The 14,488-nt window shown below is 65.5% G+C and carries 17 protein-coding genes; 14 read left to right on the top strand and 3 right to left on the bottom strand.

Annotated elements, in window-relative coordinates:
* The first annotated feature begins 505 nt into the window (after positions 1-505).
* Both ACK41X_RS18810 and ubiA read left to right on the top strand, forming a co-directional pair.
* Positions 506-895, top strand: a complete 390-nt coding sequence (locus ACK41X_RS18810) for a hypothetical protein (RefSeq protein ID WP_409726448.1) — start codon at positions 506-508, stop codon at positions 893-895.
* Positions 892-1,818 carry a 4-hydroxybenzoate octaprenyltransferase gene (gene ubiA, locus ACK41X_RS18805; protein WP_409726447.1) on the top strand — a complete coding sequence of 309 codons (927 nt, stop codon included), beginning with the start codon at positions 892-894 and terminating at the stop codon, positions 1,816-1,818. The genes ACK41X_RS18810 and ubiA overlap by 4 nt, the downstream gene beginning before the upstream one ends.
* 3 nt (positions 1,819-1,821) lie before the next feature.
* Here the strand turns inward: ubiA and ACK41X_RS18800 are convergent, their stop codons facing one another.
* On the bottom strand, positions 1,822-2,385 hold the full coding sequence (locus ACK41X_RS18800; RefSeq protein WP_409726446.1) for a DUF6101 family protein: 564 nt from the start codon (positions 2,383-2,385) through the stop codon (positions 1,822-1,824).
* 214 nt (positions 2,386-2,599) lie between these two features.
* Between ACK41X_RS18800 and ACK41X_RS18795 the strand changes: the two genes are divergently transcribed.
* From ACK41X_RS18795 to lpxK, 6 genes are read left to right on the top strand one after another with little or no spacing between them, the layout of a single operon-like run.
* Positions 2,600-3,952 carry a TldD/PmbA family protein gene (locus tag ACK41X_RS18795; RefSeq protein WP_409726445.1) on the top strand — a complete coding sequence of 451 codons (1,353 nt, stop codon included), beginning with the start codon at positions 2,600-2,602 and terminating at the stop codon, positions 3,950-3,952.
* Positions 3,939-4,745 carry a 3'(2'),5'-bisphosphate nucleotidase CysQ gene (locus ACK41X_RS18790; protein WP_409726444.1) on the top strand — a complete coding sequence of 269 codons (807 nt, stop codon included), beginning with the start codon at positions 3,939-3,941 and terminating at the stop codon, positions 4,743-4,745. The genes ACK41X_RS18795 and ACK41X_RS18790 overlap by 14 nt, the downstream gene beginning before the upstream one ends.
* A gap of 20 nt (positions 4,746-4,765) precedes the next feature.
* Positions 4,766-5,008: a DUF4170 domain-containing protein gene (locus tag ACK41X_RS18785; protein WP_409726442.1), complete on the top strand. Its 243-nt coding sequence runs from the start codon at positions 4,766-4,768 to the stop codon at positions 5,006-5,008.
* A gap of 18 nt (positions 5,009-5,026) precedes the next feature.
* Positions 5,027-5,740 (top strand): lysophospholipid acyltransferase family protein, encoded by a 714-nt coding sequence (locus ACK41X_RS18780; RefSeq protein ID WP_409726440.1) that lies wholly within the window; start codon positions 5,027-5,029, stop codon positions 5,738-5,740.
* A complete protein-coding gene (locus ACK41X_RS18775; RefSeq protein ID WP_409726439.1) occupies positions 5,733-7,037 on the top strand; it encodes a 3-deoxy-D-manno-octulosonic acid transferase in 1,305 nt (434 codons plus the stop codon). Before ACK41X_RS18780 ends, ACK41X_RS18775 begins: the two co-directional genes overlap by 8 nt.
* On the top strand, positions 7,030-8,034 hold the full coding sequence (gene lpxK, locus ACK41X_RS18770; RefSeq protein ID WP_409726438.1) for a tetraacyldisaccharide 4'-kinase: 1,005 nt from the start codon (positions 7,030-7,032) through the stop codon (positions 8,032-8,034). Before ACK41X_RS18775 ends, lpxK begins: the two co-directional genes overlap by 8 nt.
* Here lpxK and ACK41X_RS18765 read toward each other — a convergent pair.
* A complete protein-coding gene (locus tag ACK41X_RS18765; RefSeq protein WP_409726449.1) occupies positions 8,022-8,234 on the bottom strand; it encodes a DUF2093 domain-containing protein in 213 nt (70 codons plus the stop codon). The genes lpxK and ACK41X_RS18765 overlap by 13 nt on opposite strands.
* A gap of 157 nt (positions 8,235-8,391) precedes the next feature.
* On the opposite strand from ACK41X_RS18765, the gene ACK41X_RS18760 reads away from it, so the two are divergent.
* Entirely contained in the window at positions 8,392-9,219 is an 828-nt protein-coding gene (locus ACK41X_RS18760) for a dienelactone hydrolase family protein (protein WP_409726436.1), read from the top strand.
* A 10-nt stretch (positions 9,220-9,229) separates the two neighbouring features.
* Here ACK41X_RS18760 and xseA read toward each other — a convergent pair whose 3' ends face one another.
* Positions 9,230-10,645: an exodeoxyribonuclease VII large subunit gene (xseA, locus tag ACK41X_RS18755; RefSeq protein WP_409726434.1), complete on the bottom strand. Its 1,416-nt coding sequence runs from the start codon at positions 10,643-10,645 to the stop codon at positions 9,230-9,232.
* Positions 10,646-10,718: 73 nt separating this feature from the next.
* Between xseA and purD the strand changes: the two genes are divergently transcribed.
* The 5 genes from purD to ACK41X_RS18730 form a co-directional block, all read left to right on the top strand.
* Positions 10,719-11,996 carry a phosphoribosylamine--glycine ligase gene (purD, locus tag ACK41X_RS18750; RefSeq protein WP_409726432.1) on the top strand — a complete coding sequence of 426 codons (1,278 nt, stop codon included), beginning with the start codon at positions 10,719-10,721 and terminating at the stop codon, positions 11,994-11,996.
* A 59-nt stretch (positions 11,997-12,055) separates the two neighbouring features.
* Positions 12,056-12,319, top strand: a complete 264-nt coding sequence (locus ACK41X_RS18745; protein ID WP_409726430.1) for a type II toxin-antitoxin system VapB family antitoxin — start codon at positions 12,056-12,058, stop codon at positions 12,317-12,319.
* Positions 12,316-12,714, top strand: coding sequence for a type II toxin-antitoxin system VapC family toxin (locus tag ACK41X_RS18740; RefSeq protein WP_409726428.1), 399 nt, complete (start codon positions 12,316-12,318; stop codon positions 12,712-12,714). The genes ACK41X_RS18745 and ACK41X_RS18740 overlap by 4 nt, the downstream gene beginning before the upstream one ends.
* 24 nt (positions 12,715-12,738) lie before the next feature.
* Positions 12,739-13,641, top strand: a complete 903-nt coding sequence (locus ACK41X_RS18735; RefSeq protein WP_409726426.1) for an alpha/beta fold hydrolase — start codon at positions 12,739-12,741, stop codon at positions 13,639-13,641.
* Positions 13,642-13,646: 5 nt separating this feature from the next.
* Positions 13,647-14,488: phosphotransferase family protein (locus tag ACK41X_RS18730; RefSeq protein ID WP_409726424.1), on the top strand; the 842-nt coding region annotated here is incomplete at its 3' end.

The following is a 14,488-nucleotide window of genomic DNA, read 5'->3' as shown; positions in this document are numbered from 1 at the left end:
CTGCCCCTTTTCCAGTGGAACACTAACGCCGCGCTCAAGCGCGGGCGCGACGAACAGCCGCGGCGTGCGGAAATCGGAGCCGGCCATGCCCCATATCGCCGCACTGCGGCGGCCGCCGCAACTTTCTTGTAACCGCTAACCGCTCTATGATGGCACAAATCGCGACTTGCCGCCGTGTCGCCTCCTTTGCAGGCTTGATCGGGCGGCCACCCGGAAGGCCGAGGGGCCGGGAGATTCGGACATGAGGCTGATTGCAGGTTTGACTGCCGCTGTCGCGCTGGGCGCCCTGATGGGACCTGCGGCGTATGCGCAGTCCGGCCCTCCGTCGTCGGGATGGAGCGCGCCCGGCGCGCCGCAGCCGGCGCAGCCGGGTCCCCCGAGCTCTGGATGGGGACCTCCCTCAGCGCCGGCCGCAGCCAAGCCGCCGTCTTCCGGTTGGGGTGCCCCGACAGCACCGTCGGCCTCGTTCGGGCCGGGAATGGGCGGCGGGCCCCAGCGCAATTGCATGGCCGAGGTTGGCCCGCTGCTGCAGGACGCGGAGGAGAAAGGCAAGGCCATCCAGCGCGCGGCCGCGACCAAAAAGCAGCCCGTGGTCTGCCAGGCGTTCCGAAATCTGGCGACGGCGGAAGGCAAAGTCGTCAAGTATTTCGAAGACCATGGCGCCGAATGCGGCGTACCGCCGGACGCCCTGAAGGCGCGCAGGGGCAATCTGGCAAAGATCGTCGAAGTCCGGACCAGGGTCTGCGATACGGCCGCAGCGCCGGCGCCGCGCGCGCCGAGCCTCTCCGATGCCCTCGGGACATCGCGGATCCCATCGGTCAACACCGATGTGCCGGCTCACACCAAACGCGGCTCGACCTTCGACACCCTGACCGGCAATCCGCTGCACCGATGAGCGGGACCGCCGGGCGCGTTGCCGATTCGACCGGGAACTGGGTCGATACGGCCGCTCCCGCCTGGCTGAAGCCTTACCTTCGGCTGGCGCGGCTCGACCGGCCGATCGGCGCCTGGCTGCTGCTCCTTCCCTGCTGGTGGTCGGCGGGGATTGCGGCGATCGCGGCCGGTGAGCCCTACCCCAATCCGTGGCATTGCCTGCTGTTCTTCATCGGCGCCTTCGCCATGCGCGGCGCGGGCTGTACCTGGAACGACATCGTCGACCGCGACCTCGATGCCAAAGTCGAGCGGACCCGTTCGCGGCCGATTCCGTCGGGCCAGGTGACCGCGCGCCGCGCTTTCGCGTTCCTGGTGCTGCAGGCGCTGATTGGCCTTGCGGTGCTGCTGCAATTCAATGCCTTCACCATTCTGGTTGGCATTGTGTCGCTGACCACGGTCGCGATCTATCCATTCCTGAAGCGATACACGCACTGGCCGCAGATCGGGCTCGGCCTCGCCTTTTCCTGGGGCGCGCTGATGGGCTGGCCCGCGGTGTTCGGCCGGCTCGATGTCGCGGCCTTCCTGCTTTATGCAGGCTCGATCGCCTGGGTGATCGCCTATGACACCATCTACGCGCATCAGGACCGCGAGGACGATGCGCTGATCGGCATCAAGTCGACCGCGATCCTGTTCGGCGAGCGCACCAAGCCGATGCTGGCGCAGTTTTTCGCGGCTGCCGTTGTGCTGATCGGCATCGCGGGCTGGTTCGCGGGCGGCGGGCTTGTGTTCGCGCTCGGTCTTGCCGCCTTCGCGCTGCATCTGTCCTGGCAGGTGTGGCGGCTCGACATATCCGACCCGGCGCTCTGCCTGCGGCTGTTCAAGTCCAATCGCGATGCCGGACTGATCCTGTTCGCCGGGATGATCCTCGACGCCTGGCTCAGGTGAGGCTCAGTTGCGTGCGATGATCTCGCGCTCGCCGCGATGCACCGTCTGCAGCCCGATATGCCGGCCGGGCTTGCGGCGCATCAGGATCGCGGGGCGCCGCTTGCGGATCGACGAGCGGCGCCGCCGGCGGGCGGTGTCCTTTTCGATCTGCAGGGCGCGGCGACCGGCGCAGACCTGCCGGACGTCGCCATCGGCCCCCCTGCGCCACAGGGACAAGCCAAGCACACGGCCCCAGGCCCGCCACAGCATCTCGGCCTCGTCGGCCGGCGCCTCTTCAAGCAATGGAATCGACAGACCCGGATCGGCATGATCGAGAATAACGGAAGCGGCGGGGCCTTCCCCGGCCGGTACCAGCGTGATGCCGACAAAGGCATCGACCGCCAGCCGGATTTTCATCCGCATCCCGCGGACTGCGCGCCGCAGCACCACTCGGTCGCGGTCGAGTTCGACCTGCCGCATCTGACCGTCCGCGCCGGCATCGCGCGCCGGAAAGCGGACTGGCAAAGCGAAAGGGTCGAGCCGCAACGCGCGGCCCGACCCGGCAGGCAAGGCCCCGCCGGCTTCCATTTGACGCCTCAATTGCTCCCCCGGACTTTTTTCGTCCGTTATGTTCGGGAGATTGCCACAATCCGGTCGGAAAGCGCTTAAAAAGCTCGGTTAATCAGGGGTTTCGGGGACATCCTCGTGTCTCATGCTTGACGAGTCGTTGCGCGCGGCATCATGCCGACAGGCAAAGGTCTCCTTGCCAGACCAGGCCGCGCCGCCTAAATCCGGACCATCAATGCATTCCCTCCTCGATCAATCCGCCCTGAGCAGCCTCGCCGAAGGCCTGGTCCGCGCCGCGCAAAAAGCCGGTGCGGATGCCGCCGACGCCATTGCCGTGCGCTCGGTGTCGGTCGGGGTCGATATCCGCGACGGCAAGGTCGAGGAATCCGAGCGCTCGGAGGGCGACGATGTCGGGCTGCGGGTGTTCGTCGGCAAACGTCAGGCAGTGGTGTCGACCAACGACATCCTGCGCACCGACGCGGCCGCACTGGCCGAACGCGCCGTCGCCATGGCGCGGGTGGCGCCGGAAGACCGCTTTGCCGGGCTGGCAGACCGTGAGCGGCTGGCGCAGAGCTTTCCCGATCTCGATCTGATAGACCCGGACATCCCTGCAGTGAGCGCACTCGAACAGCGTGCCCGGACCGCCGAAGCCGCAGCCCTTGCCGTCGAGGGCATCACCAAATCGGGCGGCGCTTCCGCCAGCGCCGGGATCAGCGGCATGGTGCTGGTGACCAGCGACGGCTTCCACGGCTCCTATCTTGCATCGCGCCAGAGCATATCGATGATGGCGATTGCGGGCGAAGGCACCGGCATGGAGCGCGACTACGATTACAGCTCGACGCTCCATGGCAGCGACCTGGAAGCACCCGAGGTGATCGGCCGCCGCGCCGGCGAGCGCGCGATCAAGCGGCTCAATCCGCGCAAGGTGAAGACCCAGAGCGTGCCGGTGATCTTCGATCCGCGGCTGTCGAACACCCTGATCAGCCATCTCGCCAGCGCCGCCAATGGCGCCTCGGTTGCGCGCAAGGCGAGCTTCCTGAAGGACAAGCTGGGCGAGCGGCTGTTCGCCCCCGGCATTCGCATCATCGACGATCCGCTGCGCAAGCGGGGCCTGCGCTCGCATCCCTTCGACGGCGAAGGCGTCGCCGTACAACCGATGAATCTCGTCGAGGACGGCGTTCTGACCTCGTGGTTCCTCGACAGCGCCACTGCGCGCGAACTCGGGCTGACCACCACCGGCCATGCCTCGCGCGGCGTCTCGGCGCCGCCGTCGCCGCTGCCGAGCAATCTCTATCTCGAAGGCGGCGCCTCGACACCGGCGCATCTGATCGCCGAGACCGGTACCGGCTTCTACGTCACCGATCTGATCGGGATGGGCATCAACCTCGTCACCGGCGATTACAGCCGCGGCGCCGCCGGCTTCTGGATCGAGAATGGCGAACTCACCTATGCGGTCAGCGAGGTGACCATCGCCGGTCATCTGACCGACATGTTCCGGTCGCTGACGCCTGCGAACGACCTGACCTTCAAATACGTCACCAATGCGCCGACCCTGCGCGTGGAGGGTTTGACCGTTGCCGGTCAATGAGCAGCAGAGCCCGAATGCCGCGCTCGCCCATGAGCTCGGCGATGCCTTGCGCGAGGCCGGCCGGATCGCGCTGACCTATTTTCGCGGTTCGATTCGCAGCTGGACCAAAGGTCACGATTCGCCGGTATCGGAAGCCGACATCGCGGTCGATGAGTTTCTCCACAATCGGCTGTCGCGCACGGGGTTCGGCTGGCTATCCGAGGAGAGCAAAGACGACCGCACGCGGCTTTCCGCCGAGAGGCTGTTCATCGTCGATCCGATCGACGGAACGCGATCCTTTCTCGCCGGGCGGCCGGACTGGTCGATTGTCGCCGCCGTGGTCGAACGCGGACGCCCCGTCGCATCGGCGGTGTACGTGCCGGTCGAAGATGCGCTTTATCTCGCCGCATCCGGCGAAGGCGCGACGTGTAACGGGCTCCGTATCGGTACAAGCGCCGGCGCCGGCCTCGCAGGCGCACGCATCGCCGGACCAAAGAAGATGCTGGAGCGGGTCCAGAGCATCGATCCTGCAGCGATCGAGGAGCCGAAAATCCACTCCCTTGCCTTGCGCATGACGCGTGTCGCGGAAGGCCGCATCGACGCGGCTTTCGCATCGATCAATGCCTATGACTGGGATCTTGCGGCAGCCGACCTTTTGGTGCACGAAGCGGGCGGCGCAATGACGAATTTCGCAGGTGCCGCGCCGGTCTACAATTTGCATGACCCCGTTCACGGCGCGATTCTCGCGGCCGGGCGCGAACGGCATGCCGCGATGCTCGACCTCGTGCGCAAGCGCCGCAAGGAATTCGCCTGACCCTTCCAGGAAGACCGTCCATGTCCGATCAGGCCCCGCAGAAGCAGTTACTTCATCTCGTGCTCGGAGGGGAGCTCACCAATCTCGACGGCGTCGAATTCAAGGACCTCAGCAAGGTCGACATTGTCGGGGTCTATCCAAATTATGCGACCGCCTATGCGGCGTGGCGGGCCAAGGCTCAGCAGACCGTGGACAATGCGCAGATGCGCTACTTCATCGTGCATCTGCACCGGCTGCTCGATCCCGAAGCGCCGGGCCGCTAAGCCTCGACGGAACCGCTTATGCTGTCGTCTCGGCGGATTGCGCGCGCACCCTGGGTGCAGAAGACCGTCGGCGTGCTGGCTGCGGAATATTTGCGTTTCGTGCATCTCACCAGCCGGACGGTGACGGTGCCCGGCGACATCTACGAACGCGCCGGCCCGGACCTGCCGGTCATCATTGCGATGTGGCACGGCCAGCATTTCATGGCCCCGTTCATCAAGAAGAACGGCTACAAGGCCAAGACGCTGATTTCCCGGCATCGTGACGGAGAAATGAATGCGGTGGCCGCCGAATGGCTGGGTGTTGAGACAATCCGCGGCTCGGGCGATCATGGCTCCGAATTTCATCGCAAGGGCGGCGTCAGTGCCTATTTCCAGATGCTGCAGGCATTGTCGGAGGGCTACAACGTGGCGTTGACAGCCGACGTGCCGAAAGTCTCGCGAGTGGTCGGACCCGGTATCATCCGGCTCGCCCGCGACTCCGGCCGTGCGATCTACCCGATTGCGCTTGCATCAAGTCGCAGAAAAGTCATCGACAACTGGGACCGCACCACCATCAACCTGCCGTTCAGTCTGATCGCCGGCGTGGTCGGCGATCCTGTCCGTGTCGGTTCGGACGCGACGGACGCCGATCTCGAGGCTGCGCGGCTGGCGCTCGAGGCCGAACTCAATGCGGCAACCGAACGGGCCTATGCCATCGCCGACGGCAAAACTGCGAGTGATCCGCGTGGCTGAACGGCTGCCCATGACATTGCGCGCCTATCGCCGCGCAATGTCGGCGGCGACGCCCCTTGCCGGCCTGTGGCTCAAGCGCCGCCTGCGGCGCGGCAAGGAGGATGAAGAGCGTCTGGCCGAGCGGCACGGCGAGTCGACCCTGGACCGCCCCACAGGCCCGCTCGTCTGGCTGCACGGCGCGAGCGTCGGCGAACTCAATGCGGTGTTTCCGCTGATCGAGCGCCTGCGCACCCAGGATATCCGGGTGCTGGTGACGTCGGGCACCGTCACCTCGGCGAAGGTGGCGAAGGACCGTCTCCCGGAGGACGTGCTGCATCAATACATCCCGCTCGATGCGCCGCATTTCGTCGGCCGCTTCCTCAACCACTGGCGGCCCGATCTCGGGCTTTTCGTCGAGCAGGATCTTTGGCCGAACCTGATTGTCTCGGCGGCGCGGCGGCGCATCCCGCTGGTGCTGATCAACGGCCGCATGTCGGAGCAATCGTTCAAGGGCTGGCGGTCGCTGCGCCGGACCGCCGAGGCGCTGCTCGGCAAATTCGACCTGTGCCTTGCGCAGTCGGCGCTGGATGCGGAGCGCTTCTCGCAGCTCGGCGTGACGACGGTCCATGTGACCGGCAATCTCAAGCTCGACGTTCCGGCGCCACCGGCCGACGAACTGAAACTCGCCGAGATGCAGCGGGCCGTCGCCGACCGGCAGGTACTGGTTGCAGCCTCTACGCATCCCGGCGAGGACGAGGCGGTGCTCGAAGCGCATCGGCGCGCCCGCAAGACCAGACCGCGGCTCATCACCATCATCGCGCCGCGGCACCCGGAACGCGGGCGCGAGGTGCTTGATCGCGCCGTGTCCGCAGGCTCCCGCGCCATGTTGCGCTCGCACGGCACGGTGCCGGACGCCCTTACCGATGTCTATGTCGCCGACACCATCGGCGAGCTCGGCGTCTTCTACCGGATCGCCCATGTGGTGTTCATGGGCGGCTCCATCGTCGAGCATGGCGGACAAAATCCGATCGAGGCGGCCAAGCTCGGCAAGCCGCTCCTGCACGGACCGAATGTCTGGAATTTTCAGGACATCTACGCCGCGCTCGATGCCGCACGCGGCGCCGAAGAGGTCGACAATATCGGCCATCTCGCGATGCGGATCGGCGACCTGATGAAGGATCCGGCGATTCGCAAGGCCGCCGGCGACGCCGCATTCCGTACCGTCGAGCGGCTCGGCGGCGCGCTGGATCGCACATTCTCGGAGCTCGAACCCTATCTGCTGCAGATGCGCATTGCGCATCAGGCGTCCGATGCGTGAGCCGGATTTCTGGTGGCGGCCGCCCGGCGTGGCCGCCCGTCTGCTGGCTCCGGTCGGCTTTCTCTACGGTGCGATTGCCGCATGGCGCATGCGCCGCAGGGGACACCGTGGCGGCATCCCGGTGATCTGTATCGGCAATTTCACGCTGGGCGGCACCGGCAAGACGCCCACCGCGATCGCGGTTGCCAAGCTCCTTGCCGCACGCGGCGAACGGCCAGTCTTTCTCACGCGCGGCTATGGCGGACGGCTGGCCGGCCCGGTTACGGTCGATCCGTCGCGGCATCGCGCGGCCGACGTGGGCGACGAGCCGCTGCTGCTGGCGCGGCATGGGCCGACCGTGGTGTCGCGTGATCGCTCAGCCGGCGCGGACTTTGCAAAAACGGCCGGCGCAACCGTGATCGTCATGGATGACGGTTTGCAAAATCCCTCGCTGCACAAGGATGTCTCGATTGCCGTGGTCGATGCGCGGCGCGGCCTCGGCAATGCCTGTGTGTTTCCGGCCGGGCCCTTGCGGGCGCCGCTTGCCCCGCAGCTCGCCTGCGTTCAGGCCGTGGTTCTGATCGGCGAAGGCGCAAGCCCGGTGACGGAGCTAGCGCGCAAGCATGGCCTGCCGCTCATGCGCGCACGGCTCGCGCCCGCGGATTCAGTGAAAGTGCTGCAAGGCCGGCGGGTGCTGGCCTTTGCCGGCATCGGCGATCCGGAAAAGTTCTTTGCGACACTGGCCGCAGCCGGGATCGACGCGCCGGTACGCGAAGGCTTTCCTGATCATCACGTCTATACGGACAGCGAGGCCGAGCACATTCTCGCCCGTTGCGCGGCGGAGCATCTGACGCCGGTCACGACCGAGAAGGACCTGGCGCGGCTTGCGGGACGCGACGGCGCCTGCGGCAGGCTGGCCGCAGCGGCGCAGGCGATTCCTGTCTCGCTGGTCGTTGAGCAGGCGCAAACGCTGCGCAACCTGCTGGAAGGGATGCTGTCAGCAGATCAGCGCTGCTGAAGCCGCTGCAGAACCGCTTCGGGCGAAGCATAGGCCTCCTGCAGATCGACGCTCCAGTATTTCAATTCCTCAAGCGGGATCGGCACGCTGGTCACCGCACAGCGCACGAAAGCGCCGGGCCGCACGATCCGGAAATCGCCGTCCAGGAATTTTACCTCGGCCTCGCCGGCCATCGGCGGGGGGCGGTCGAAGCGGTTCAGCACGTATGGTCCCTCCTTCGCGATCCGGCTTGCCTCGCGGCAAGGTGATGCCGATGCCCCAAGATAATGGCAAGGCGACGAACGTCAAAGGGAACCCCTGCCGCTTTCCCGCCATGATGGCGCTGTCGGATGCAAATCCGGCATCATCAGAGCTGCCATGCGAGCCATCGTCCTTTTCGCGGCCCTGCTCGGCCTTTTCGGCACCGCACCCGCTGCGGCGGCCCCCGAAGCGATCACGATTCCCGCTGCGGATAACGCGCTGCAGGCGCTCGTCTATCGTCCCCGGGGCGATGGACCCTTTCCCGCCATCGTGGCGCTGCATGGCTGCGAGGGCTTGCGTGGCAGCAACGGCGAACCGCGCAGAGCGATGGACGCATGGGGGCAGCGCCTCGCCGAAGCGGGCTTCGTTGTCGTATTTCCGGACAGCTACCGCTCGCGCGGGGCCGGACAGCAATGCAACAACCGCGTGCCGAAAATCCGTCCGGAACGCGAACGGCTCAGCGATATTCAATCGGCCCGTGACTGGTTGCAGCAGCAGACTTTCGTTCGGAGCGACCGCATCGGCCTCCTCGGCTGGGACAATGGCGGTATTGCAGCCTTATGGGCGGTGCGGCCGCAGCAGGAACCGGACGACGACCGGCCGGACTTCCGCTCTGCCGCCGTTCTCTATCCGGGCTGCCGGCGGCTCGGCGACACTGCCTGGAGTACGCGCATCCCGACTCTGATCCTGATCGGCGCCGCGGACAACTGGACCCCGGCGAAACATTGCGAGGATATGGTCCGGAACGCCCGCGGGCGCTCGGCCCAGGTCTTGTTCGTCGCCTACAAGGGCGCCCATCACGCTTTCGATCAGGATCAGCTTCCGCTCAAACAGCGGCGCAAAATCGCGTTTGCACCGAACCCGGGGGGCTACGTGACGGTCGGTACGAATACCGAAGCGCGGGTCGATGCGCTCAAGCGCATTCCGCAATGGTTCCAGCGCTGACGCGCCAGTGTCAGCCGAACAGGCTGCCCTGACCCGACGCTCCGCCGCCGCGCGGCTTGCCCTTCGTGCGCGGCTCCTTGTCCGCGGTTGCGCCAACCCGGCCATCAGCGAATTCGATATCGAGCGCCATGCCAGGCGTAACGGCAGATGCCGCGTGCAGCGGAAATCCCTTGCCGTCGCGGACGAGCGCGAAACCGCGGTCCAGGACCTTCCGGTAGGAGAAAGCTTCAAGCAGCTTTCCGGCGCCGTCGACCCGGTCCCTCCGGCGCTCGAGATAGACCTTGCGCGACAGCGCGCCACGCTGGCTGAGCGCCGCGATCCATTCGCGGCAGCGCACGAGGCGCGTGCGCAGGAGCTGCGGCGACAGCCGCGCCGCGACGCGCTCGAACTGGCGGTGATGCACATGCGCATTGGCGCGCAGCGCACGGGGCAATTTGTCGGCCGCCGCGTCGAGACGCTGGCGCGGCAGCGCCATCAGGGTATCGAGCGAGGGCAGCGCCCGCGCCGCCGCGCGCAGCTCGGTGCGGCGCGCCTCCTGCCCGCGCAGCCAGCAGGCCTGCACGCGGCGCGCCTGCGTGGCGATCCGCATCAGCAACTCGGAGCGCACCGGGACGGCCATTTCGGCAGCGGCAGTCGGAGTCGGGGCGCGGCGGTCGGAAGCGAAATCGATGAGCGTGACGTCGGTCTCATGGCCGACCGCCGAGATCAGCGGGATCATGCTGTTGGCGGCCGCCCGCACCACGATCTCCTCGTTGAAGCACCACAGATCCTCAAGCGAGCCGCCGCCGCGCGCGACGATGAGAATGTCGGGGCGTGGAATCTCGCCGTCCTTGGGCAGCGCGTTGAAACCCTCGATCGCGGCTGCGACCTCCTCCGCGGCGCCGTCGCCCTGCACCCGCACCGGCCAGACCAGCGCCTGGCGCGGAAAGCGATCCGACAGCCGGTGTAGAATATCGCGGATCACCGCTCCGGTCGGCGAGGTCACAACGCCCACGACCGTCGGGAGGAAGGGCAGCAATTGCTTGCGCGCCTCGTCGAACAAGCCCTCGGCCGCGAGCTTCTTCTTGCGCTCCTCGAGCAGCATCATCAGCGCGCCGGCGCCGGCAGGCTCCAGCGTCTCGATCACGATCTGGTAGTTGGAGCGGCCCGGATAGGTGGTGATGCGGCCGGTGACGACGACCTCCAGCCCCTCCTCCGGCTTGAAGCGCATCCGGTTGAAAGCCATTTTCCAGATCACCGCATCGAGCCGCGCGCCCTCGTCCTTGATCGCGAAATAGCAATGGCCGGAGGAATGCGGGCCGCGATAACCGGAAATCTCGCCGCGCACCCGCACATAGCTGAAATTGTCCTCGACCGTGCGCTTGAGGGCCTGCGACACCTCGGAGACGGTCAATTCCACAACATTGATGCGGGCGGCTTCGGTCATATCGGGCGATTCGGTTGCGGGCCTTGCGCTTCATGCTACACAAACGGCCTCGAAATAAGGCCTTTCGCGACGAATGAACATCCTTCTCATCGGCTCCGGTGGGCGCGAACATGCGCTGGCCTGGAAGATCGCGGCAAGCCCGCTGGTGGACCGCCTCTTTTGCGCGCCGGGCAATGCCGGGATCGCGAATGAAGCCGAATGCGTCGCGCTCGATCCGGCCGATCATGAAGCGGTGATCGCGTTCTGCAAGGACAAGCGCATCGACTTCGTCGTGGTCGGGCCGGAGGCCCCGCTCTGTGCCGGCATCGTCGACGCTCTCGAGGCCGCCGGCATTAAGGCGTTCGGCCCGTCCAAAGCGGCCGCAAGGCTCGAAGGATCGAAGGGTTTCACCAAGGACATCTGCCGCGCCAACAATATCCCGACCGCGGGCTATGAGCGCTTCACCACGCCGGGCCCTGCCAAGGATTATGTGCGCAAGCATGGCGCGCCGATCGTGGTGAAGGCGGACGGCCTTGCCGCTGGTAAGGGTGTCGTCGTGGCCGAGACCGTCGAGCAGGCGCTGCAGGCCATCGACATGATGTTCGAGGGCGGTCTCGGCGCAGCGGGTGCGGAAGTCGTGATCGAGGAATTCCTGGAGGGCGAGGAGGCTTCGTTCTTTGCGTTGTGCGACGGCACGACCGCCATCCCGCTTGCATCGGCGCAGGACCACAAGCGCGCCTTCGAGGGCGACAAGGGGCCCAATACCGGCGGTATGGGCGCGTACTCGCCTGCGCCGGTCATGACGCCGGAGATGACGGCGCGTACGATGAGCGAGATCATCGAGCCGACCTTGCGCGCGCTTGCCGCGATGGGGGCGCCCTACAAGGGCGTGCTGTTCGCCGGCCTCATGATGACCAAGAACGGTCCGAAGCTGATCGAATACAATGTGCGCTTCGGAGATCCGGAGACGCAGGTCTTGATGCTGCGCCTGAAATCCGATCTCGTCCCCGCCCTGATGGCGGCGCGCGACGGCGTGCTGAAATCGTTCGATCTGCGCTGGGTTGACGACGCCGCGCTCGCCGTGGTGATGGCTGCGAAGGGCTATCCGGGCGACTATGCGAAAGGGTCGCCGATTGAAGGGCTGGAGGAAGCGGGGGAAGTCGAGGGCGTCGAAATTTTCCACGCCGGAACAAAGCGTGAGGGCGAGCGCATTCTCGCCAATGGCGGCCGGGTGCTGAATGTCTGCGCCATCGGGCGAAGTATCGCGGATGCGCAAAAGCAGGCCTATTTAGCGGTGGATCTAATCCGCTGGCCCGACGGCTTCTGCCGGCGGGATATCGGCTGGCGGGCGATTAGCCGGGATCGGACCTAGGCGGCGAACGGCGTCGAGTATATACTTGTCTTGGTCGAGTATATACCAAGGTTCGCAGAATGGGCGTTTTCATCAAGAAGCCCGAAGCCGAAGCGAAAATCCGGGAACTGGCCGAGCGAACCGGCGAGAGCATCACTGATGCGATCGAGCGCGCTGTCGAAGAGCGCCTGCAGCGGCTTGGGCCGAAGGAAAAAAAGAAGGGCCGGATCGACCGCAAGAAGCTGGCCGAATTGCTCGCCTATTTCGATTCGCTTCCGAAGATCAATGAACACCTGACTGACGAAGAAATCATCGGCTACGACGAACACGGACTTCCGAAGTGATTGTCGTAGACACGTCTGCGATTGTCTCGATCATCCGCCAGGAAGAAGACGCGCTTGCTCTTGCCGATGTCATCGACGAACAGGATCGCGCCTTGATGTCCGCCGTCAGCTTCGTCGAGACCAGCATGGTGGTGAATGGACGCCGACTGGACGTGAACCTCGCAAATATCGAGGATATTCTCGCGGCGATGAGTATCGAAATTGTGCCTCTGAGTGTGGACGATGGAAAGGCGGCCGTCTCGGGCTTCATGCGCTTTGGAAAAGGCAGACATCGCGCCCGTTTAAATTTCGCCGATTGCTTTTCGTACGGCCTCGCAAAAAGCCGCAACCTGCCCCTCCTGTTCAAAGGCGACGACTTCCTCCATACCGACCTCGTTCCGGCATGGCGGCCCTGACAACCTCGCGCGAAGCAGCCCCGCATGACCGACCTCGCCGATCTGTTTCTCGGATTTGAATCGCATTGGATCGATACGCAAATCGGACGTATCTTCGCGCGGTCGTCGGACGGCGAGGGGCCGCCGCTGCTGCTGCTGCACGGCTATGCCCAGACCAATGTGATGTGGCACAAGGTGGCGCCGGCGCTCGCCGCGAAATTCCGGCTGATCATCCCCGATCTTCCCGGCTATGGCTGGTCGGTCGCGCCGCGTTCCGGCAAGGGGCATTCGCCTTACGACAAGCGGTCGATGGCGAAGGTGATGATCGAAGTGATGGAGAAGCTCGGCCATGCCCGCTTCTATCTCGCGGGCCATGACCGCGGCGGCCGCGTCTCCTACCGGCTCGCGCTCGACCATCCCGGCCGCCTGATCAAGCTCGCCGTGCTCGACATCATTCCGACCTACGAGATGTGGGCGCGTATGGACCATACGCTTGCCATGAAGGTCTGGCACTGGCCATTTCTCGCGCAGAAATATCCGATGCCGGAAATGCTGATCGAGAAGGCGCCGGTCGAATATCTCGACTACAAGATGGCGAGCTGGACCAAGGCGAAGGATCTCTCCGCCTTCGAGCCGCGGGCGCTCGCGCATTACCGCGCCTTCTTCTCCGATCCGCTGCGCATCCATGCCACCTGCGAGGATTATCGCGCCGGCGAAACCACAGATCTTGGCCATGATGAGTTTGACCATGCCGCGCGCAACAAGATTTCCGCGCCGCTCCTTGTCCTGTGGGGCTCGGCCGGGATTCCGAGCGAGTCGTCGCCGCTTGCCGTGTGGAAGGATTGGGCCAAGGAGGTGAGCGGCAAGGCGATCGATTCCGGGCATTTCCTGCCGGAGGAAAATCCCGATGCGACGTCCCGCGCGCTGCTCGAGTTTTTCCGTCCCTGATCGCGATGACCGGCATCGACCGCCAGGCGGCCTTTTCCGGCACCAAGGAGGTCGCTCCTGCGCTGGCGATCGATACGGAGCGACTGACGGCCTATCTTCAGGACAATATCGCGGATTTCTCCGGCCCACTTGCCATCCGGCAATTCCGCGGCGGCCAGTCCAATCCGACCTATCTGCTTGAGACGCCGCAGCGGCGCTACGTGTTGCGGCGCAAGCCGCCCGGCAAGCTTCTCCCCTCCGCGCATGCCGTGGACCGCGAGTTCCGCATCATCTCGGCGCTCCGGCAGCAAGGCTTTCCGGTGCCGGAGCCGCTTGTCTATTGCGCCGACGAGAGCATCGCCGGCACCGCCTTTTATGTGATGGGCTTTGCCGATGGCCGCGTGTTCTGGAATCCGGACATGCCGGACTCCAATCCGAAGGAGCGCACCGCGGTCTACGATTCCATGAACGCAACCCTGGCGCGGTTGCATTCTTTCGATCCGGCTGTGATCGGGCTTGCCGATTTCGGCCGCGGCGAAGGCTATGTCGCGCGCCAGATCGAGCGCTGGTCGAAGCAATATCGCGCATCCGAGACCGAGCGCATCCGTGATATGGATGCGCTGATCGAATGGCTGCCGCATAACGTGCCGCCGCAACAGGCGGTACGGATCGTGCACGGCGACTATCGCCTCGACAACACCGTTGTTGCCCATGATGCACCGAACGTCATCGCGGTGCTGGACTGGGAACTGTCGACGCTCGGCGATCCGCTGGCCGATTTCAGCTATCACCTGATGCAGTGGCATATGCCGCATTCGGAGAGCCGCGCCGGCACCGGCTCGCTGGCGGGGCTCGATCTGAACGCGCT

Origin of the sequence: Pseudorhodoplanes sp. (assembly GCF_046289595.1) — a bacterium.
Lineage (GTDB): Bacteria > Pseudomonadota > Alphaproteobacteria > Rhizobiales > Xanthobacteraceae > Pseudorhodoplanes.
Note: the sequence above shows the minus strand (reverse complement) of the source record. Positions and strands in the feature narration are given on the sequence as shown.